17 protein-coding genes are annotated in these 21,598 nt (G+C 28.1%); 2 read left to right on the top strand and 15 right to left on the bottom strand.

Features of this window, described 5'->3' with window-relative positions; genetic code table 11:
* Nucleotides 1–58 precede the first annotated feature (58 nt).
* The 7 genes from ACI48P_RS06735 to ACI48P_RS06705 form a co-directional block, all read right to left on the bottom strand.
* Nucleotides 59–1,138 carry a lysylphosphatidylglycerol synthase transmembrane domain-containing protein gene (locus ACI48P_RS06735; RefSeq protein WP_475214716.1) on the bottom strand — a complete coding sequence of 360 codons (1,080 nt, stop codon included), beginning with the start codon at nt 1,136–1,138 and terminating at the stop codon, nt 59–61.
* 240 nt (nt 1,139–1,378) lie between these two features.
* Nucleotides 1,379–2,974 (bottom strand): putative ABC transporter permease subunit, encoded by a 1,596-nt coding sequence (locus tag ACI48P_RS06730; protein WP_475214715.1) that lies wholly within the window; start codon nt 2,972–2,974, stop codon nt 1,379–1,381.
* Nucleotides 2,967–3,677 carry an ABC transporter ATP-binding protein gene (locus ACI48P_RS06725; RefSeq protein WP_475214714.1) on the bottom strand — a complete coding sequence of 237 codons (711 nt, stop codon included), beginning with the start codon at nt 3,675–3,677 and terminating at the stop codon, nt 2,967–2,969. The genes ACI48P_RS06730 and ACI48P_RS06725 overlap by 8 nt, the downstream gene beginning before the upstream one ends.
* A gap of 317 nt (nt 3,678–3,994) precedes the next feature.
* Entirely contained in the window at nt 3,995–5,230 is a 1,236-nt protein-coding gene (locus ACI48P_RS06720) for a cation:proton antiporter (protein ID WP_475214713.1), read from the bottom strand.
* Nucleotides 5,231–5,242: 12 nt separating this feature from the next.
* Nucleotides 5,243–5,854: a TetR/AcrR family transcriptional regulator gene (locus tag ACI48P_RS06715; protein ID WP_475214712.1), complete on the bottom strand. Its 612-nt coding sequence runs from the start codon at nt 5,852–5,854 to the stop codon at nt 5,243–5,245.
* A gap of 143 nt (nt 5,855–5,997) precedes the next feature.
* On the bottom strand, nt 5,998–7,227 hold the full coding sequence (sstT, locus tag ACI48P_RS06710; RefSeq protein WP_475214711.1) for a serine/threonine transporter SstT: 1,230 nt from the start codon (nt 7,225–7,227) through the stop codon (nt 5,998–6,000).
* 204 nt (nt 7,228–7,431) lie between these two features.
* Nucleotides 7,432–8,946, bottom strand: a complete 1,515-nt coding sequence (locus tag ACI48P_RS06705; protein ID WP_475214710.1) for a 4Fe-4S dicluster domain-containing protein — start codon at nt 8,944–8,946, stop codon at nt 7,432–7,434.
* 385 nt (nt 8,947–9,331) lie between these two features.
* Between ACI48P_RS06705 and ACI48P_RS06700 the strand changes: the two genes are divergently transcribed.
* The gene (locus ACI48P_RS06700) at nt 9,332–11,509 is read left to right on the top strand and encodes a hypothetical protein (RefSeq protein WP_475214709.1); all 2,178 of its coding nucleotides are present in this window, start codon (nt 9,332–9,334) and stop codon (nt 11,507–11,509) included.
* Nucleotides 11,510–11,580: 71 nt separating this feature from the next.
* Here ACI48P_RS06700 and ACI48P_RS06695 read toward each other — a convergent pair whose 3' ends face one another.
* The 6 genes from ACI48P_RS06695 to ACI48P_RS06670 form a co-directional block, all read right to left on the bottom strand.
* Nucleotides 11,581–11,997, bottom strand: coding sequence for a gamma-glutamylcyclotransferase family protein (locus ACI48P_RS06695; RefSeq protein WP_475214708.1), 417 nt, complete (start codon nt 11,995–11,997; stop codon nt 11,581–11,583).
* A 2-nt stretch (nt 11,998–11,999) separates the two neighbouring features.
* Nucleotides 12,000–12,920, bottom strand: a complete 921-nt coding sequence (locus tag ACI48P_RS06690) for a DUF979 domain-containing protein (RefSeq protein WP_475214707.1) — start codon at nt 12,918–12,920, stop codon at nt 12,000–12,002.
* Nucleotides 12,913–13,602 (bottom strand): DUF969 domain-containing protein, encoded by a 690-nt coding sequence (locus ACI48P_RS06685; RefSeq protein WP_475214706.1) that lies wholly within the window; start codon nt 13,600–13,602, stop codon nt 12,913–12,915. The genes ACI48P_RS06690 and ACI48P_RS06685 overlap by 8 nt, the downstream gene beginning before the upstream one ends.
* A gap of 29 nt (nt 13,603–13,631) precedes the next feature.
* Nucleotides 13,632–16,832 (bottom strand): M14 family metallopeptidase, encoded by a 3,201-nt coding sequence (locus ACI48P_RS06680; protein ID WP_475214705.1) that lies wholly within the window; start codon nt 16,830–16,832, stop codon nt 13,632–13,634.
* Nucleotides 16,826–17,467, bottom strand: a complete 642-nt coding sequence (pcp, locus tag ACI48P_RS06675; protein ID WP_475214704.1) for a pyroglutamyl-peptidase I — start codon at nt 17,465–17,467, stop codon at nt 16,826–16,828. Before pcp ends, ACI48P_RS06680 begins: the two co-directional genes overlap by 7 nt.
* Before the next feature lie 221 nt (nt 17,468–17,688).
* Nucleotides 17,689–18,597, bottom strand: a complete 909-nt coding sequence (locus ACI48P_RS06670) for an endonuclease/exonuclease/phosphatase family protein (RefSeq protein WP_475214703.1) — start codon at nt 18,595–18,597, stop codon at nt 17,689–17,691.
* A gap of 276 nt (nt 18,598–18,873) precedes the next feature.
* On the opposite strand from ACI48P_RS06670, the gene ACI48P_RS06665 reads away from it, so the two are divergent.
* The gene (locus ACI48P_RS06665) at nt 18,874–19,986 is read left to right on the top strand and encodes an alanine racemase (protein WP_475214702.1); all 1,113 of its coding nucleotides are present in this window, start codon (nt 18,874–18,876) and stop codon (nt 19,984–19,986) included.
* Nucleotides 19,987–20,049: 63 nt separating this feature from the next.
* On the opposite strand, the gene ACI48P_RS06660 is transcribed toward ACI48P_RS06665, so the two are convergent.
* Nucleotides 20,050–20,946, bottom strand: a complete 897-nt coding sequence (locus ACI48P_RS06660) for a glycoside hydrolase family 73 protein (RefSeq protein WP_475214701.1) — start codon at nt 20,944–20,946, stop codon at nt 20,050–20,052.
* A gap of 237 nt (nt 20,947–21,183) precedes the next feature.
* Entirely contained in the window at nt 21,184–21,444 is a 261-nt protein-coding gene (locus ACI48P_RS06655; protein ID WP_475214700.1) for a hypothetical protein, read from the bottom strand.
* Nucleotides 21,445–21,598: the final 154 nt, after the last annotated feature.

Below are 21,598 nucleotides of genomic sequence, written 5' to 3'. Positions count from 1 at the left end.
AAAAAACAGGAATATTAGTTAAAATATTCCTGTTTTTTATTAAATTTAATTTTCAATATTAAATTTTATATATATTAATATCTTCTCTTGAAGCTCCTGCTATCTTCTTATCTCTTTTACTAATTTGATAATGAGTTCTTATTGTAAGTATCCCACAAATAATAATTATAAAATAATACACAAAACCTGAATATAAAAATACACTATAACCGATTAAATATTTAGGGAAAATATCTTTAAAAATAGTTAAAAATACTAGTTCATTAGCTCCAACATTCCCCGGAGTTGGTATAGGGGATATTGACATATATAAGAAAACTTGTAATGTAATTAGCTTTAAATAGTGTGTACCACTTAATCCAAATGCTTTATAAACACAATATACTAAGCTGAAAAACACAGTCAATTGAACTATAGTCATTATTGTAGATATAAACAAAGCCTTTTTATCTTTTATAAAAACTCTTATAGAAAAATTAAATTCATTTACATAATTACTAATATTATCTCTTTTACTTTCTAGAAAATTAAAAATCTTAAATTTAACTAAGAAATTAACAATATAACCTAATATTGATTTTACATTAGTTGGACTAATAATTATAAATAAACCTCCTAATAAAAGGGTTATATTCATAATTATTCCTACTGTAACAAGAAGCATTATAGATGGCATTTCACTACTTAATAGCTTCAAATTGAATAATACTAAAATAGCACTATAAATTGTTACTATACTTTGATATAAAACAGTTTTATTGGTAACAATAGCCATTGCTTTACTAAAATTAATATCATACTTCATAAGTGTATATACTTGCATAGGTTGACTTCCCGAAGCAAATGGTGTTACTAAGTTATAATACATACCCATCGTTGTTAGCTTTATTCCTATAAATCTCACTGGTGTTTTTTGTATAGAATTTATTATTAATTTTAATACTATAGACTCTATACATATATATGCCACAACAAGTAAGATTCCCAGTATAATAAATTTTATATCAACCATTTTAATTATCTTAGGTATTATTTTTAAATCTAATGTTGTTGATACTAAATATATTGTTAAACCTATTAAGAGCAGTAAAAATCCATACTGAATTAATGTTTTCTCTTTCTTTGTTAGTCCTCTCATATTTGTTCTCCTAATATTTTTTTACGTTAATACATAATATACCATATGTAATTTTTTTGGAATAGTTATCTTTAGATTTTAACATTAAGAATAATTACAAATTTCGATTTATAATTCTATATATCTAAAATAAAGTTCATATCTTTATGTTTAATAATATAAAAAGCTATCTTAAGAACTGTTAATAATAACCTTATATTGGTTAACAAACAATTTTAAGATAGCCTTCTTAATTTTAGCTTAAAGTGCCTTAAATAGCTTAACACCTTTGCTCTTAGTAATCTTCCATATTACTATATCAAATAATATTGTTATTATAGCAAAGATTAATAAGAGTACATTTATATTAGGCATTTTTAAATAATAATATATTAAAGCAAACATTCCCACATATATCATACTTCCAAATAATACTACCATTATTCCTATACTTCTCTTAACTACAGCTACTTCGTTTTTCCAGTCAAAGTTAGGAAAATGAAGATTTATCAATAATCCGGCTACTGCAACTAGTATAGACATAGAAGCAATAGTACAAACCATTATTATTATAAATTGAGTATCAAACTTTAGATTTATTGCTAATAAAATAAAGCTAACTATTGTAATTGGAGCATTTAAAAGTAAATTCAATGATATCTTAGCTTTAAATATATCTAATTCATCTATAGGTAGTGACTTCAAAATCCATAAGTTTTTCCCTTCAAATGATATAGAACAATATGTTGTACATGTGGTTGCAAGTATAAACATAATTATTAATGTAATTTGTGGCTTTAATAAGTTCATATCTATATTTAGCTCAAGCATCGCATTAATGTTATCCATTCCAAATATTAATATACCTAGTGTACCTACAAGTAACATTATTACTCCAAATGAAGTATTTAGCACATAGATATAAGAAGAAAAATACCTTGATATCTCTTTCTTTACTAATGCCTTTAATGGAGAAGATGTTTGAAGCTTCCCTAATTTAAAGCTGTTAGCTCTATATTTTTCATTCATTCTTGAATTTATTTTTTTAAAACTTCTAGCAAATATATAAACAAATATTGTAAATGGAACTATAGACAACAATAAGTATATTACTAATGAGGTTATACTATTATTTTTAAGTGTATCAACAAAGTAATATGCCGGTGGATAAATATTAATTATTGCATTCATAATTGAAGTACTATTTGCTATTATATTATTTATTACCTCTTCCATTCTCATAACTAGTAGCATATATGCTATTAATAATATTATGCTCCCCACAATCATAACAAGGTTCTTATATTTCAGTTTTGAAGAAATATTACCTATTATAAATGAAACAATAGAAGATAATACTATTGGTATTAAAGGTACTACTAAAAAAGTAATTATTAATAATGGAAAATAAAATACTGATGTGTCTACCTTAGTAAAATAAACAATACCTGGTATTAATATAAAAGGTAAAGACATGATATAATTTGAAAATATCATCATAAATATTTTACTAGCTAATATTGTAGATTCTTTTAAAGGTAAAGAAATTAGCATATCGTAGTCTTTTGCCTCAAATAAGTAAGAAGATGCTTTATACAACGAAGTAAATAATGTAAATAAAACACTACCCATAAATCCTATCACTAAAAGTAGTTCCATAGAATTTGTTTCTAATAAAAAATCTGAGAATAAAAAGCACATTGTGAATAAGTAGTATAATAATGCACTTACTCCAACAATAACTAACATCATAGTTCCTATTAATTTTTTTCTATCTTCTTTATCACTATTTTTAAGTTTATTTATACCAAATTCATTTATAATATTAGTTTTTAGTAATAATCCTAGATTACTCATTATCTATCAACTCCATAAATATATTTTCTAACGTGCCATCTCCTTTTACTTCTTCAGTACTTCCATAAGCTAATATAGAACCACCTTTAATAATTGCTATTTTATCGCATATTTTTTCAGCAACTTCTAGAACATGTGTTGAGAAGAATATACATCCACCTTTTTCACAAAACTCTTTCATTATTTCTTTTAATATATATGATGCTTTAGGATCAAGACCAACAAAAGGTTCATCCAGTATTAATATTTTGGGATTATGAACTAAAGCAGATATTATTGCAAGCTTTTGCTTCATTCCATGAGAATAAGATGATATTAGGTCTCCTAATGCTCTTTCTAATTCAAATAATCTTGCATAGTATTCAATTCTTTCTTCTCTCTCTTTTTTTGATACTTTAAAAATATCAGAAATAAAATTAAGATATGATATACCTGTTAAAGATTCGTATAAATCTGGATTATCTGGTATATAGGCTATCTCTTTTTTACACTCTATTGGATATTTTTTTATAGATTTTGAATTTACTAGTATTTCTCCTTCTTCAAAGTCATGTATTCCTACCATAGCTTTTATTGTTGTAGTCTTGCCTGCCCCATTGTGACCTATAAATCCAAAGATTTCACCCTCTTTTATAGTAAAAGAAACATTATTTATTGCTTTTTTATTTTTATATGATTTTGACAAATTTCTTATTTCTAACATACCCAACCTCCACAATTATTATTTTTATATAATATATATATGTTATATATAATATATAACAACACTAATAAATGTTCAACATTTTTTATAAAAAAAGTAGCAGGTTTAATATTAAACCTGCTACTTTCTTCAATATTACAATCCTTAAAGGTATTTCCTAACTTATAATTTTTCCTACACACACTTATTTAAATAAGTTTTGTTAAGAAAAATTTGATAATTATAGAAAACTTGTAACTTAAGATATTTATATCCTATTATAGATATTATTATTATTATTTTTATGTCTTAATTGATTATGAGATATATGTCAATTGCTAAACATTGATATAGTTTTCTTCTAAATTTTCTCCATCATTCTGACTTATCTCTCCTGCCATCTTAAAAGCCTGTTTAGCTAAGAAAACCGCAATTATTTCATTTATTACTGCAGCTGCTGCTATTGTACCTTGTATCATAGTTGCATATTCTGGAACAAACGGGGCTAAAGCTGATACAGCAATACCTGTAAATATTAATGATACTCCAGAGTGTGGAAGTAAAGTAAAACCTAAATATTTAGAAACATTTTTATCTGCTTTAGAAACTTTCCCTCCTATATAGGCTCCTCCTATCTTTCCTATTGCTCTAAATAATATATAAATAAATGTTAACGAACCAGCTCCAAATATTAAACTATAGTCAAGAGGCGCTCCTAGATTTACTACCATAACTATTAATCCTATTCCTATTATTGGGTTAATATCTTTTAGTATAGAGTGGAGTCTCTCTTCCTCTACCATATTAGCTATCATTGCTGCAAATGAAATACCAGATAAAAGTAAATTAACTGACACAAATTTATTTGCGAAGTTCCCAATTATTACTGTACATATCACTAGTATTCCTATCTTAAATATTGTATTACCTTTAGATACTTCTTTATTAAGAATTTTAGCTCCTATAAATCCAGTACACATTCCAATTAATATTGGCACTATTATCATTAACAATATGTTTATCACGTTTACACTTTCGCCAGTCATACTTCCAGATACAAAGCCTATAACTAAAAAGAATACTAGTACAGCTAATATATCATCTAATGCAGCAAGTGGAATTAAAGTTTTTGATACGCTACCTTTTGCATTATACTCCTTTACAATTGATAATGACGGAGCAGGCGCTGTAGCAAGAGCTATAGCTCCAAATATTAGTGCAATACCTACAGGTATGTCTGTTAATATAAAGAACGCAATAGAAACAATAAGAAATGCCATCATGCCTTCAAAAATACAAATCGTAATTATCTGTTTCCCTGATTTTTTCAATTCTCTAAGTATTAATTCGCTACCTATTAACATACCAACTAATACTTCACTTATATTGCATAGAATATGGTACCACTGTGCATCCATAATACTGCTATTCATAAAATTAAAAGCATGGGGTCCAATTATCATTCCAGTAATTAGCCACCCCAGGATTGATGGAAGCTGAATTTTAGAGACTAACTTTCCAACTAAAAAAGCTAAACATGTAAATAATATTAATAAAATCATATTTTTAAGCAAAATAATCCCCCCCTATTTATTATCTATTCCTTCAAATACCATCTCTATCATAAGCTTATGGTCTTTTCTAAATTCATCTATGGCGATCTCAACACTTGAATTTTCAATATTTTTAATATGCTTTTCTTCTAACTTCTCTCCAACGATTAGAATTAACTCAAAAGCTTTTTCAACATCAAATTTTGGGTTAATATCTATACTTTTTAAAACTTCATAAATTAGACTATTGTTGTATTCTTCAAAATCTTTAACTAATAATTTAGCTTCCTCTAAATCATTAGTAAGTATTGAACCTGGAATAAACTTTGAGTAAAGTGGATTTTCCGTAAAATATTTAAATTTCATATCAAAATACTCACTTATATATTCAATACCTTTTTTCTCCTTGGGAATTATTTTAATGTTAATATTATTTTTAAAATCATTTATAGCATTTTCTAGTACCGATAAGTAAAGGTTTTCTTTAGATGGATAATAATGATATAACAATCCCTTTGAGACTCTAGCATTTTTACATATGGAATTGGTAGATGCCCCCTTATACCCATATTGAACAAACTCTTCTAAAGCAACTTTTATTATTTTCTCTCTACTTATCTCTGCTTTAATTTCTTTTCCATTCATAACACCCTCCTTAATAGACTATATGGTCGATAATATAAATATTACCATTTATAGACCAACTAGTCAATAATATTCAAAAAAAAGAGGAGCAAATGCTCCTCTTTTTAAATTTATTGGAAAAAATTAAATATATTAATTACTAACTAACTTGCTACTTTTTGATCTTTTTCTTTACGTTCTTTTCCAAATTCTGCTACAGCAGTGTAAAGAACATCTGTTGAAGAGTTAAGTGCTGTTTCACAAGAGTCTTGTATAACTCCTACTACAAATCCAACACCAACAACTTGCATTGCTATTTCATTTGGTATACCAAATAAACTACATGCAAGAGGTACTAATAATAAAGACCCTCCAGCAACTCCTGAAGCTCCGCAAGCACTTACAGCTGATAATATACTTAGTATTATAGCAGTTGGAATATCTACTGGAATATCTAAAGTATGAGCTGCCGCTAAAGTTAATACTGATATTGTTATTGCAGCTCCACCCATGTTTATTGTTGCTCCAAGTGGTATTGAAACTGAATATGTGTCTTTATTTAATCCTAATTCTTTACATAATCCCATATTAACAGGTATGTTTGCAGCTGAACTACGAGTGAAGAATGCTGTTAATCCACTGTCTCTTAAACACTTAAGAACTAATGGATATGGATTTTTGCGTATCGCAATAAATGTTATAATTGGATTTACTACAAGAGCAACGAATGCCATACATCCAACTAATAATACTATCAGTTGTCCATAGCTTAATAATGATTCTATTCCTTGAGTAGCTATAGTATCAAATACTAATCCCATTATTCCGAATGGTGCAAAGTTTATAACCCACTTAACAACTTGTGATATTGCATCCGATATATTAACTATTATATCCTTAGTAGTACTACTTGCATTTTTAAGTGCAAGACCAATAACTAAAGCCCAAGCTAATATCCCGATGTAATTAGCTCTTGATAAAGCGTTTATTGGGTTGTCTACTATATTCATTAATAAAGTAGTTAATACTTCTCCTACTCCCCCTGGAGGTGCTACATTTTCTACTCCCGCAACTAATGTTAACTTAACTGGGAACATGAAACTTCCTATAACTGCTACTATCCCCGCTAACAGTGTACCAAGAAGATATAAGAATATGATTGATTTCATATTTGTCTTTTGACCTTCTTTATGTTGTGATATAGCTGCTATTACTAAGAAAAATACTAATACTGGAGCCACACCCTTTAAAGCTCCAACGAATAGTGAACCAAACATTGCTATTGGTGACACAATATCAGGTATTGTCATTGCTAAGACTATACCTACTATTAGACCAATAATTATCCTTATTACAAGACTAATATTATTCCATTTTTGTACAAGATTTTTCATGTTGCTTCCCCCCTTTTGTTTTTATGCATAAAAATCTTTTGCACATAACAATTATACCACATTTTTTTGTAAAAACCAACAAAAACGTTTTTTTAATACAGGAAAATATAATTTAATTACAAATTATAGTATAAAATGAGCGTATCACTTAATTTGCGATACGCTTATTATTTTTGAATTTTATAAATATTTATAATTTAATATCTAATCCAAACTATTCGAATGTAATTTTCTTTCTAAATTAACATTATTAAATTCTTTAATTTTACTATTTGAAAGTATTAAGTCTGATGTATTACTCATATTTATTTTACTAAATGCTGACTTAGCCTTAGGACCTGACTTTATTATACCTGCACCATTAATACATCCACCTTCACACATCATACCTTCAATAAAATTACCATTTAATCTACCTACTTTTGCCATAGACATTATTTTCTTAGCTTCTATTCCACCAGATACTTTTATTGGTTTGAACTCACATTCTAATTGTTCTTCATCAATAAACTTCTCTATAGCTGTAGTTAAACCTCCCGCTGCTCCAAAACCTCTTCCAAATATTGAAGCATCGTCTACAATTTCATCTTCACATTCAAATAAATTTATATCAAATCCTTCAAATAAAGCTATTAACTCTTCAAATGTTAAAACATAATCTACATCATTTATCAATTCTTCTCTTACTGCCTCATTTTTCTTTGCTGTGCATGGTCCAATAAATACAACCTTAGCTTCCGGATCTTGAACTTTTATATATCTTGCCGTTGCAATCATTGGTGATACGGTATGAGAAATTCTATCTACTTGGTCTGGGAATATTTTTTCTATGTAACTTAAAAATCCTGGACAACAAGAGTTTGTCATGTAGCTATCTCCCACTTCCATTCTATCTATAAACTCTTTACTTTCATTTATCGTAACTACATCCGCACCACATGCCGCCTCAACCATTTCTTCGAATCCTAATAATTTTATAGCATTTTTTATCTTCCCAAAGCTAACATCCTGTCCAAACTGTCCTGTTATTGCAGGTGCAACCACTGCATACATCTTTCTTTTTCTTCCAAGTCTTTTTGCAACAGGAACTATTAAGCTTTTATCTGCTATTGCACCAAAAGGACACGATGTCATGCAAACTCCACAATTGACACATTTATCTTCATTTATTACTGCATTCCTACTATCTTTATTTACTTCTAATGCTCCCGTTGGACAACTACTTCTACACGGTCTCATTACCTCAGATATTGCATTGTATTGACATGCTCTTTTGCACATACCACACTCTTTGCATCTTTCTTGGTTAATGTATGCCCTACCAGCAACATATGTTATAGCATCAAATTTACATGCTTCTTTACAGCTATGAGCTAAACAATTTCTACACGCATGAGTAACTGTAAACTCATTTATTGGACATTTATCACAAGCATTTTCAACTACATAAATTATTTGCTTTTCTAGTCTAATGTCGACAAACTCTGTATCAATATGATCTCCATTTGCTAAATATCCAGATGCTAGCTTAGCCCTTTCTAATATTATTGCTCTTTCCTTATACACACAACATCTGTACTCCGCTTTATCTCCAGGTATTATTTTATATGGTAACTTTTCAATTTCTTCAATAGAAAGATTATCTTCCCTTGCTAACTTTACTACTTCAACTAATACTTTGTGCTTAATCTCTTTAACTTTAGTTTCAAATTCAAACATATAAATTACCCCCTAATTAAAATGTCACTTTCCCAATTATTACTAATATCATTATAGCTATTACCGGATTTCTTTGTCAATATTTTAACTATTTTATAATATCACTACTTTTTCGTATTTCTTCCAATGAAAATTCACATACACTTTTTTAGTCAATTCTTGTACCTTTTTTAAAGAATAGTTCAATAATTTTAATATGATGATAATTGCCAAAATTTTGCTATATTTTCTGATACTATTTTATTATGTAGTATAATATGGTAAAATTAGATTTTTAAAACAATCTTTGATATTTTTGTTTATAAAAAATGATTTATGAAATACTTAGATATAGTGACATTTTTAGTACTACAACAACAATTAAGTTTTTAAGGCAGGTGTAAGAATGAAAAAGAAGATAGTACCATTAATTCTCTTAATAGTAACAATTGTATTTTTGTCATCTACAAATGTAATTGCTGCAGATAGGGATAAAATTATTGTAATAAATATGAATAGAACCAACTTAGAGCATATGGATGATATTCCTATATTAAAAGATGAATTATCCAAGCGAGGATATATTGCTCTTATGAACATTAGGGGAGATGGTGGTAACGATGATAAACGTGCATATGCCACTATAGGTGCTGGAAGAAGAGCAAATATATCCTCTACTGATATAATTGATTTTACAAATCTAAATGATAATAATACTGAATTATATTTAAATACAACAAATGTTTCACCAAAAGATATAAATTTATTAAGTATAAATAGATTAGTTAATTATAATACACAAAACGGTCAATACGGTGCTACATTAGGCTCGATTGGTCAGACTCTATCTGATAATAATATCAAAGTAGCTGCACTTGGTAATGCAGACACTGGTACTGAGCAAGATCAGCTTAATAGAAATATTGGTCTACTAGCTATGGATAATAGCGGTAGAATTGATTTAGGTAATGTTGACAATGTCAACGTTAAAGATACTTCAATGCCTTTTGGAATAAGAACTGACTACAAGAAATTAATAGAAGAAACTAAAAAGTATTACAATGAAGCAGATGTAGTTTTTGTTGAGCTAGGTGATACTCACAGATTGGATTTATATAAAGATTTTTTAAATGATGATACAACTAAGAAGATGAGAAAAGATATTTACTCATATATTAATACATATTTAACACAAGTTTTCGATTTAGTTAATAAAAACGATAAAGTTTATATTATGAGTGCTTTTCCTAGCAACGTAGACTATCAGAATAAAAGAAGGCTTTCACCAGTAATTAAATTTGATGGTGACGGTAAAGGATTATTATATTCTCCAAGTACAAAAAGAGATGGCATCGTTGCAAATGTAGATATTTGCTCTGATATATTAGGTAATTATGTACTGAAGAATGATCAGGCAGTAGGAAAGTCTTTTAACTATGTACCAAAAGACGATAATGTAGATTTTATAAAAGATGATTATGCTAAAATTGTTTCTATTGCCAATGTAAGGACAAATATAATCAGTTTCTTTGTTACTTTAGTAAGCATTACTTGGATAATATCTATGCTATTAGTGTTAGTTAGAAAAATGCTGCCTAAAGAAAATGAAAATAAAATATTTACTATAACAAAAGGAATTCTAAAATTTGGAGTTATCCTCCCATTAGCATTTTTAATATCTCCAGTGTATAACTTCTCCACACCTGGACTAATAACACTTGGTATCATTTTAACTACTGCTGTTATATACAGTTTAGGATCATTCATATTTAAAGGTGATGATAATACACAAATATTATTTTATGCTGGTATCACATTAGTTATAGTTGTTGTTGATTGTTTAATAGGTACTCCTCTAATGAAAAATAGTATATTAAGTTATGATGCAATAGTAGGAGCTAGATATTATGGTATGGGAAATGAATATCAAGGTGTTGTAATAGGTGCTGCATTATTTACATTCACTGCACTATTATCAAGTAATAAAATACCACGTTGGTTAATAGGTTTATTATCAATATTTGTTTTACTAACTACAGCTTCACCATCTATGGGTGCTAATGTAGGTGCCTCAATATCCGAATTTGTTGCTTTCTTAACTTTAATTTTCTTAATATATGATATTAAAATAGACTTTAAGAAAATAATCTTTATAGGAGTAGGCGTTTTAGGAGTAATAGCTTTATTTATTGTTATTGATATGGTTTCAGGAAGTGAGTCTCATTTATCTCTATTTGTAAGACAAATTGTTGAAAATGGACCAAGTGCTATTATTGAAACATTTGCTAGAAAAATCTCTATGAACTTAAAGCTTGCTAGTACAAGTTATTGGGTAAATATACTTTTAATCGGTGTCGCATCCATTGGAATATTAGCATTTAAACCATATAATATACTAAAAGAAGTCTCTAAGAAACATCCATTAATGTTCAAAGGCTTTATAGCTAACTTTATTGGTTGCGTAATTACTTTATTAGTTAATGACTCAGGAATAGTTTCAGCAGCTACGGCTATGTTATATATATTAGTACCTCTTATAATCGTTACAATCAATATTATTTTAAGCGATTCTGAGAGAGCATAGAAAAAACTCGTACCATTTAGGTACGAGTTTTTTATTTTGAAATAATTTATCCTTAACTAGAATTTATATTTTTAATCTCCTATATAAATTCTCCAGTCTCCGCATTCCACTGGGGTTATAGGGTTTTGTATAAGATAATTTTTATTCACAAATATATAAACTCCGATTTCTTCACTATCTCCACCTTCATAATGAACTATTTTTAATTTTCTATCATACATTAATTCGTCGTTGCCGGCAAAATAGTTTTCTAAGTCATCCACAGCCTTTTGAATCGATCTATTATCGTCATCAACTATTTCTAAAACTTGACCATAAATTTTACTATTTCCTTCTACTACTGCTGGACAATTTTCATTGTCTAGATGATATAATTTTCCTTCAATATACGCTTCCTTTATAGAAATAACATGACCCTCTAAGTATTTTTTATAGTTTCGATACCCTTTCATCAAGGTACCATAAGTAAACATTTTAAAACTCGACATATCTACCCCATCATTATCATAAGTACAATTTGAGAAGCTAATAAAGCTAACCCTATTGGAGCCTGTTTTTTAATAACAGCGTACTTATCTTTTATATCCAAAATAGCAACCGGAAGCATATTAAAGTTTGCTGCCATTGGAGTCATAAGTGTACCACAGTATCCACTGGTTAGACCAACTATCCCTATAACATTTGGGTCTAATCCATAATTAAGAACAAACGGTATACCAATACCTATTGTAATAACAGAGAATGCCGCAAATGCATTTCCCATTATCATTGTAAATAAAGCCATTGCAACTGCATAAATAGTAATTGCTACCACTATATTTCCTTCTGGCACTACATTACTCACAAGTGATGAAATCACTTCTCCAACCCCAGCTGCTGCAAATATTGTTCCTAGAGAAGCTAACAGTTGCGGTAATATAGATAGTGGTCCGACAACTTCTAAGATTTTAGAACCTTCTTTAGGTAAAGAAGATACTTTATCTTTAGACATCATCAATATCATAATAGCTGCTACTACTATTCCAAATCCCATACCTACAAGAGATCCTAAACTTGGTATAAAAGTACCAAATATTAAAGCGAATACACCCATAGATAATGCAGGTATAAATAATTTGTTACCAAATTTTGCAGCCATTTTTTGTTTATGTTCTTCTGGTATCGGTGTGTTTTTACCAGCTGAAATTTTATTAAATATTGGCGGTAAAGTCATCAATACTACTAACACCCCTGCTATTACTGGTGGTAATATTTTCCCAAGAGCTAACAATGCTGCTAAAGAGAACCAGAACACTGCTGTTCCTACTTTATTCACCCTACCATCTTCTCTTAAAGCTTTAACTCCTACATATGCTGCCATAAGGCCACATACAATGTACATTACCTCAAGTAAAAGTGTTTTACTATCCATTTGACTTCACCCCTGCTTTTTCTTTATATTTCTTCATTATCTTTCTATCCATTATCATAAAGTAAATTCCACCAAAGATTACTGCCAATATAAATACAGGTATTTCTGCTCTTACTGCTTTAATTGGGTCTACCACATATCCAAATGGTTCAAGAGTACTTATTACTAGTAGTAATCCAGATCCTGCAACGAATAATGCTTGTCCAAAGAACCAACTTATATTTTCCGCTGCTGTGTTCATTGCTTTAATCGTATCTCTATCTTCTTCCTCTAATTTAACCCCTAATTTTTCTACAGATGCTTCAGCCATCGGATTCATTACTGGTCTAATAAACCCAACAACACCACCAAAACTTATATTAAAAGCTGCAAGGAATCCTCTCCCTATGGTATAAACAGTTGCAATTAAACCTGGAGAAGCTTTTTTCATCTTCTTCATTAAATTTTCTGCAACTTGCTTTAAGCCATTCTTTTCTAGCATTGCTACAACTGGTATGGTCATAACAAATATAGCCATATTCCTATTTGCCACAAATGTTTCCCCTAGTGTTGTAAGTATATCGGTTATACTCATCCCCCCCACTAATCCAGTAACTATACCGGCACTCATAACTATAGCTATGGCATTAAACTTAAGTGCAAATCCAACAACTATAATTAATATTCCTATCAATTTAATCATTCTTCTTCCCCCTTTATATTATGTTTATATTAAACCTGTATAGGCCTAATTCTCACATCTTTAATTATTATTTCTCCATTAGACTCTATTACTTCTTTTCTTTTTTCAAATGAAGCCTTTGACATCATATCTATAGTAGCGATGTCTGATAGATTATGAGTTAAACTACATAATTCTAAATACTCTCCTTGAGCTGTTTCATCTGATACTTCCGTTGTCCAATCCACTGCTGTTATCCAAGGATATCTATGCGATACATGCCATGATTCTTTATTAGGTTTATAAGGTATCCAATAGTAAATCAAGTCTTTATAGTAATTTGCTGGAAATAGTTTTGGCATCCAACTATGTGCATATTTCTCAAACCTATCTTGCCAATCTACATTCCATCTTGAAATTTCCTTATTTTCATTAATATAGTCGCTTATTTTATCTTGCATAGCTTCACTTAGAATTTTATTTTCTGGATATTTTTCATCGTCTAAGTACCAGAAATAGCCATAGAATAATGCTCTTGGAAGCCAGAATCCTTTAAACCATGGAGAAGTATATCCTGAAAACTGTTGATCCCACTCATGTTTTGGCACACCGTGATTATCTGTTAAAATATCAGGAAGCCATTTATACCAAAGATTTGTTAAGGCTCTGCTTTCTGTGTACTTACTATCCTCTTTAAAATAATCCCTAGCGAACTCTTTTCCTACACTATTAAATCTTGCAATATGTAATTGCCACTCCGGGTTATCCTTTTGTAATTCATAGTGTATATATCCACCATCAACATTTTCAAAAGGAATCATTACAATATTTACTTTCTCTAAATACTTTTTATATTCTTCCTTTGTTAGTAGTTGTTCTAAAAGTAAGAATGCCGAGTTAGTGCTAGATACTTCATTGGCATGGTGTCTATTATTTATTTGTAATACTGGTCTGTTATTTATTACTTTAGCTGTAGAAACAAGACTTGATTTATACTGTTTTATAATTTCTATAGCATATATATTTCTATTTTGATATGAACTAGATGCCTTCCAAACTTTTATTCCGTTAACTTTCTTTAACTCATTAATTATTTCAATATACTCTTCATAACCAATAACTTTATCTTGAGGTATATTTATATCCTTAATATCTTTAACCTCATCATTATTTTTATAAATATTTTTATTAGCTAATACTACTTCATCATCCTCAAATCTTATTATTAGTTTATTAAAGTTATATTCTTCTTTAGATATTTCATCTTCAAAGTCTTCTAGATTATTTTTAATTATTTCAAAGTTCTCTTTAGAAGTTTTTATATCAGCATATACTCTATCAATAATATTATTCTTAATATTAAGTTCATTAATATTTAGAGTTAATTCAAAGTTGTATATTTCTTCAGTTTCTGCCCCTACAAGAGATGCCTTCATATATGTTCCTTGTCCATTTCTCTTATTAATAACTGGTAGTATTAAACCTGGCTCGTCTAAAGACTCTCCCATAGTTCTCATACCAAAGGTTTTAAAGAAATCTAATCCTACAAAATATATGTCTTCATGAAGAGCACTTAACACAGATATAATATCTTGTCTAACCTTTAATTTATAATCCGGTTCACTAGTTTGTATGTCAAGCTTTAAAACATCAAAGAAAGGTTGTTTATCAACACTTGGATCATTGTTAGTTTTTAATAAGACATAATCTTTACATTCTTTAAGTATTTCTTCTTGATATATATCCCATATTCTTTCTACATCAGTTTTTATTGTCTTTGTAAACACAACTTTATCGTCAACTTTAATCTCTAGCAATCCTGTATTTGGGTGCACCTTTCCTATACCAGTAAATTCATTTAGATAAGGTCTTTCAGAGTATTTAACTTCAAACTTTTCATCAAGTATTATATTATTCTTATCATCAAATACAATAAATTCATAATCAGAATCTAAGTTTTCAATTATTTCGAAGTTAATATTGTCCCTATGTATATCTATTTCTTGGCTTATTAAATCATCTACTGGATATAATTCTTGTACTAATCTAATCGGTAGATCTAGATATCTATCTGGATTATCATGGCTAGATGCACTTACATTCGGAATTGCACCATCTTCATCATCCCAACTTTTTTTCCCTTTTGGTAAAAATGCTTTACTTCTTATTTCAATGTTTTTAATATTATCTAAATCTAACTCTTCTTTGATTTTATGTATTATCTCTTCTGTAATCCAACTTAAGCCTTGCTTATATGAACACAATACACTACATTTTGAAATATTTATATTTCGTCCTTTTGCAGTAGAAATAATGTATTCTTTAAGTTCATCTCTTATTTCTTTTTCTTCACTTACTAAAATTTTAACTTCTATACTCTCGTTATTATTTAATTTATTAAGAACTTCATTTTTATAAATATGTTTTACTTCATCAACTTCCCATTTTAAGTTGTATTCTTTTTCAAATACTGTATTTTTAGAAATTTTAGCTTTATAGCTTAAATTTTTTCTAATAGTATCTTCAAATTTTTTTAAACTTACTTCTCCAGGCTTAATAATATAGTTATAATTTTCACAAATAAATTTTGAAATATCTATTATTTCCTCATCATTTCCGCCAATAATAATCCTATTATTATTTTTATCATAAACAATATTACTAGAAGAATTTATCTTTAATTTATCTTTTGCTTTATTTCCAATAAATATCTTTACTTTATTACTATTAATAACATTATTTTCAGAAGATGCTATATTTAAATTACACCCTAAACTATTCAAACCTAAAGTTGTCGCAATATTACATGATGCAATCAACTCACTATTAGAAATATATTCTGAAATTATTATTTGAGCATTTATTTCATCAGCTAAAAAGTCGTTATCTGTATCTATCAACAAACCGTTTCTAAGGCTATTCATTTCTGATAATGTATTTAATCCATCTTTTACAATATTATTTTCTTCCTTTGATATCTTGTGAATATCTAAGTACTCAAATTCACATATATCAATATCATGTTTTCCTATCTCTTCATTATCATTAACTATTTTTACTATCGGTAAATCGAGCGCTGTACAATAAAATCCAACAACAGCACATAAATTTATCACTTTTAATTTATCTTCTATACTTGCACTATTTTTGATTATCAGTTTACCATTTAAGCCATCTATTTCACTATTTTCATTTGAATTTTTAAAGAATTGTTTATGGTCAAAATATTTTTTTAAGTCATCAATCAGCATATAGCTCCCCCAATTACACTTAAATCTTCACTGTATATTGTGCAAGCTTCTATTGCTAATTCTAATCCTTTTGTTATTTCATCTAATGACATATAAGGCATATTTCTTTTATCTAGCACTTGGCTAGTAGTGAAAGGTATATGTATAAATCCACCTTTTATATTTGGATACTTCTTATCAATCATATATAAAACACCATACATTACATGATTACACACAAAAGTTCCTGCAGTATAAGATAATGACGCTGGCACACCATTTTCATTCATATGTTTAACCATTGCTTTTACTGGTAAACTTGTAATATATGCTATCTCTCCATCTTCTCTAATAAACTTATCTGTTGGTTGATTTCCATCATTATCTTTTATTACAAAATCATCAACATTAATGGCAACTCTTTCTGGAGTAATATTAAATCTTCCTCCTGCTTGTCCAACTGATATTACCATATCAGGATTATGTAATTGAATAGATTCTTCTATTGCTCGAAGAGACTTTTCCCTTACTGTTGGTATTATTATTTTTACAATCTCTGCTCCATTTATCTCACTTGGTAGCTTTTTTACTGCTTCTTGAGCAGGGTTAATTGGTTCTCCACCAAATGGCTCAAATCCAGTTACTAAAATTTTCATTACTTCTCCCCCCAAATTCTTAGTCATTTTTATATAACTCATATAAAACTTTAAAATACTTATTGTTTATAGGTTTAATATTCTATCTATATTAGCAATAAATATTTCTTGTTATCTTCATTTATTCAACTTATGTTCCATAATTCCTCTTTATAACTTAAATTTTAACAAAATAGAGGCCTCTATCAGCGACCTCTATTAAGAACTATTTCCTATATATATTAATATTTTTTTATTTCTTTAAAGAAGTCTAACCATTTTTGTTCAAATGTTTTATTGTAATCATCATCTTCAATTTTTTCTGGTTTATATTTTATCTTAGCTAATATAGGAAAATGATCTGATATTTTTGTATATAAAACATTGTAAGTTGAAGAATACATATTTTTTGTAGTCATAAAAATATAATCTATTCTTGATTCTAGTGGGAAAAATGTCTCTCTATTACCATAACCATGATATTTTCCTATATCTCTAAAGTTCTCTATCTCTACAGACTTTTGATTGAAATCTCCAGCAATAATTATTTCACCATCTAGATTACTACAATACTCTTCTATTTCTCTTAATTGCTTTTCTCGTTCTTTTTTATCTAATCCTAAATGAAGATTTAATACATTTACTAATTTTCCATTAATTTTATAAACGGTATGAAGTGCTCCTCTTTGTTCTGTTTTACTACTTAATACAATATGATTACTCTCTATTATTGGATATTTTGAATATGTAGCTACCCCAGTAGATACAATAGGTATATCTATATTTGCAACGTACTGAGATTTATATCCACCTGATTCTCTTATTAATGTGTGATGTGAAAATAGCACTTCTTGTAAGCATATTATATCTGCATCACTTTCTTTTAAATAGTTAATAATCTCTTCTAATGTATACTTATCTTCAAAATCCTTGCCTCTATGTATATTATAAGACATTACTGAAATTTCTGTAGTTTCAGGGAAAGCTTCAAAGTTTGTGCTAACAGACTTTTCTTCTTCTTTAAATATATTGTAAATTCTTTTCTCTGCTCCTTTTAGCTGCTTGCTTGATTCATATCCAATAAGGATAATAGTACTCACTATAGCAATAATTACAATTAATATTAGAATTATATTTTTTCTTTTATTCACTCTTCTTGTCCCTCCCTTGTAGAATTTATAGATATTTGCTTAATTTTTTATTACTAATATTTATATATATTTCCTCTTTATATGAAATATTATTTTTAATTTAATAACTTTATAATAATACCTTCTTCTTTTTTTTGTTTTTTTCCTTGTTTTTAATAATTCCTTAACTTTGAGTAAAAATATAATTTGACAAACGTTTTTTTATTTGTTATATATTAAATATAAGTTAATTATTATCAAATTTATTAAATATTCTTTAATCAAGGAGACCAAATCATGAAAATATACGAATTATCAACACCTAATTTTATATTAAATCTAGATGCTTTAGAAAATAACTTAAAAAAGGTTCAAGATTTATGTAATCAGCATGGAAAAGAACTATGGCCAATGACTAAAACTCATAAATCTACTCAATTAGCAAAAAAGCAAATAGAATTTGGAGCAAAAGGATTATTAGTTGGAACGGTAGATGAAGCAGAGGCTTTCGTAAATGCTGGAGTTAAAGCTATAACATTCCCTTACCCTATCGTTAATATTGCAAATATAAAAAGATTTATCGAGCTTTCAAAAAAAGCAAAAATAATACTAAGTTTTGATAGTACCGAATCTGCAGACGTTTGGAACAATGAGTTAGCTAATGAAAATTTATCTATGGAATACTTCATATTAATAAATTCTGGTCTTAATAGATTAGGTGTTACACCTGAGAATGCGCCAGCTTTAGCAAAAGAAATATCTCAGTTTGAAAATTTAAAGTTATTAGGTATAAGTACACATCCTGGTCATGTTTATGCAGTTACAAAACCAGAAGAAGTAAAACCAATATCTAGTCAAGAAATAGAAAGAATGACTACTGCTAAAAAACTATTAGTTGAAAATGGATTTAATATTGACGTTGTTGCTACAGGAAGTACTCCTACATTCTTCGATGTAGTTGGAGATACAAACTTAGATGTACTAAGACCTGGAAACTATCCTTTCTACGACAATATACAATTATCACTTAACATATGCAAAGAAGAAGATTGTTCACTAACAGCTTTAGGAACAATAATATCTAAACCAAGCGAAGACTTATTTATAGTAGATGTAGGAAGTAAATGCTTAGGTCTTGATAAGGGGGCTCACGGAAGTTCTTTAATTACAGGATTTGGTAAGGTAAAAGGTCATAATGAATTAAATGTTATTGGTCTTTCTGAAGAAGTTGGTAAAATACAAATCGTTGGTGAGACAAACCTTAAAGTTGGCGATAAAATACAAATAATACCAAATCACTCATGTTCATGTGCAAATATGACTAGTTACCTTGTTGGATATAGAGGCGATGAAGTAATAGAAATAATAGATGTTGATGTTAGAGGGAATTCAAATAAGCCAGTATTATAAATCATATAACATTATTTATACAAACAGGCGTCGATTTTCCCGACGCCTATATTATTTATTATATTACGATTTACTTTGAACTTCACTATCAATAATTTGTAAGTTATATTGTTGAATTATCTGAATAATCTGTTTTGCATATATTTTCTCACCTTTTTCATCCATATGTGTACTATATCCTGCATCTTGTAGAGCTTTAGTTTGATACAAATAAGTATTTCCACTAAATAATCCATACTCTTTGTATCTATTATTTTCGTATAAAAACTTTCCGTGGTCATCTATAGATTGATTTTTATCTTTATAAACTCTAAACTTATCTTTAATCATTGTATCAAAGTATTCCTTAGTTTCTAAAGTTATGGTATCTCCATTCCAAGATTTATCTGCTTTAATTCCAAATACATTATTATATTTACTTGCTAATTCAGATTCACCCCAACCGGTTTCTAGTATTGCTTGAGCGATAGTGATAGATGGAAGTATTCCATATTTACTATAGTTACTAATAGCTCCTTCTTTAATCTCCTCTATAAACTTAATATATTTGCTATTTTCTTGTAATTTGCTAGGCACCTTGCCATAATACTTAAGATCATCTAAATATTTATATATTCTTTTTATTTCTTTTTCATTAAAGTTTAATTCTTTTAAAACACTATCCAATGATTTTAACTTATTTTCATCATTTATAAATTTACTTGCAATATTTTTAATATCTGTTTCACTTACTTTTTTAAAGTTGTTATCTTCTAATACTCCTACTATTGCACAAACATACTTCCAGTTTATTTGTGCCTTATTTTCACTTACTTTATCTACATAGTCTATAAAATTATTAACATTTATTTGTAATTTATTAATGTCTTTCAATGAAAAATATTTCACTAGTCCATATACACTTGTCAATAAAATTAAGATAGCTATTATAATTATATTACTTATTTTTTTGTTATTCATACTTTCTCCTTTTGCTGCTATATACATCATTATTTTATCTGTCCTATATAATTTCTTAAATTTCTCTATTTCACTACAATACCATAACTACCCTCCAAATGTTTATTTTATTTTATTTTTTTATTATATAATTAACTAATAATAAATTTATCATTGTTATGTTACAATACTGCGACATATAAAAAAAGAGAATTAGATTTACTCTAATTCTCACTAAATATTCATTAACTTATTAAATCATTTTAAAGAGTATATAAACTCAATTTTATCGTCGTTAATATCTAAGCCATACTCATATTTATGGGCTTCTAGTATTTCTTTTACAATGCTTAAGCTTAAGCCTAATCCAGTTCCAGAAAATTTTTTATTCCTAGATTTTTCAATTACATAAAATGGCTTCCAAAGATTTTCTAGCTCATCTTTATTAATATTATTTATACCATTTATTATAGAGTCTTCAGTATCAAATCTCGTACTAACTTGAATATTATTATCCATAATAACTATCTCATATTTTTTAATATATCCATTATCTTATCTCTTAACTTAAAATTACTTCTATTTATTTCTTTTTCTTCATACTTAGTCCAATATAAAAGAGTATTAATAATATTTGTTAGATTCCCACTTTCTTCTATTATAGTAGCTAAGT

The sequence above is a fragment of the Romboutsia sp. LXY-2 genome (assembly GCF_056171995.1).
This window is presented reverse-complemented; position numbering and strand designations above follow the sequence as displayed.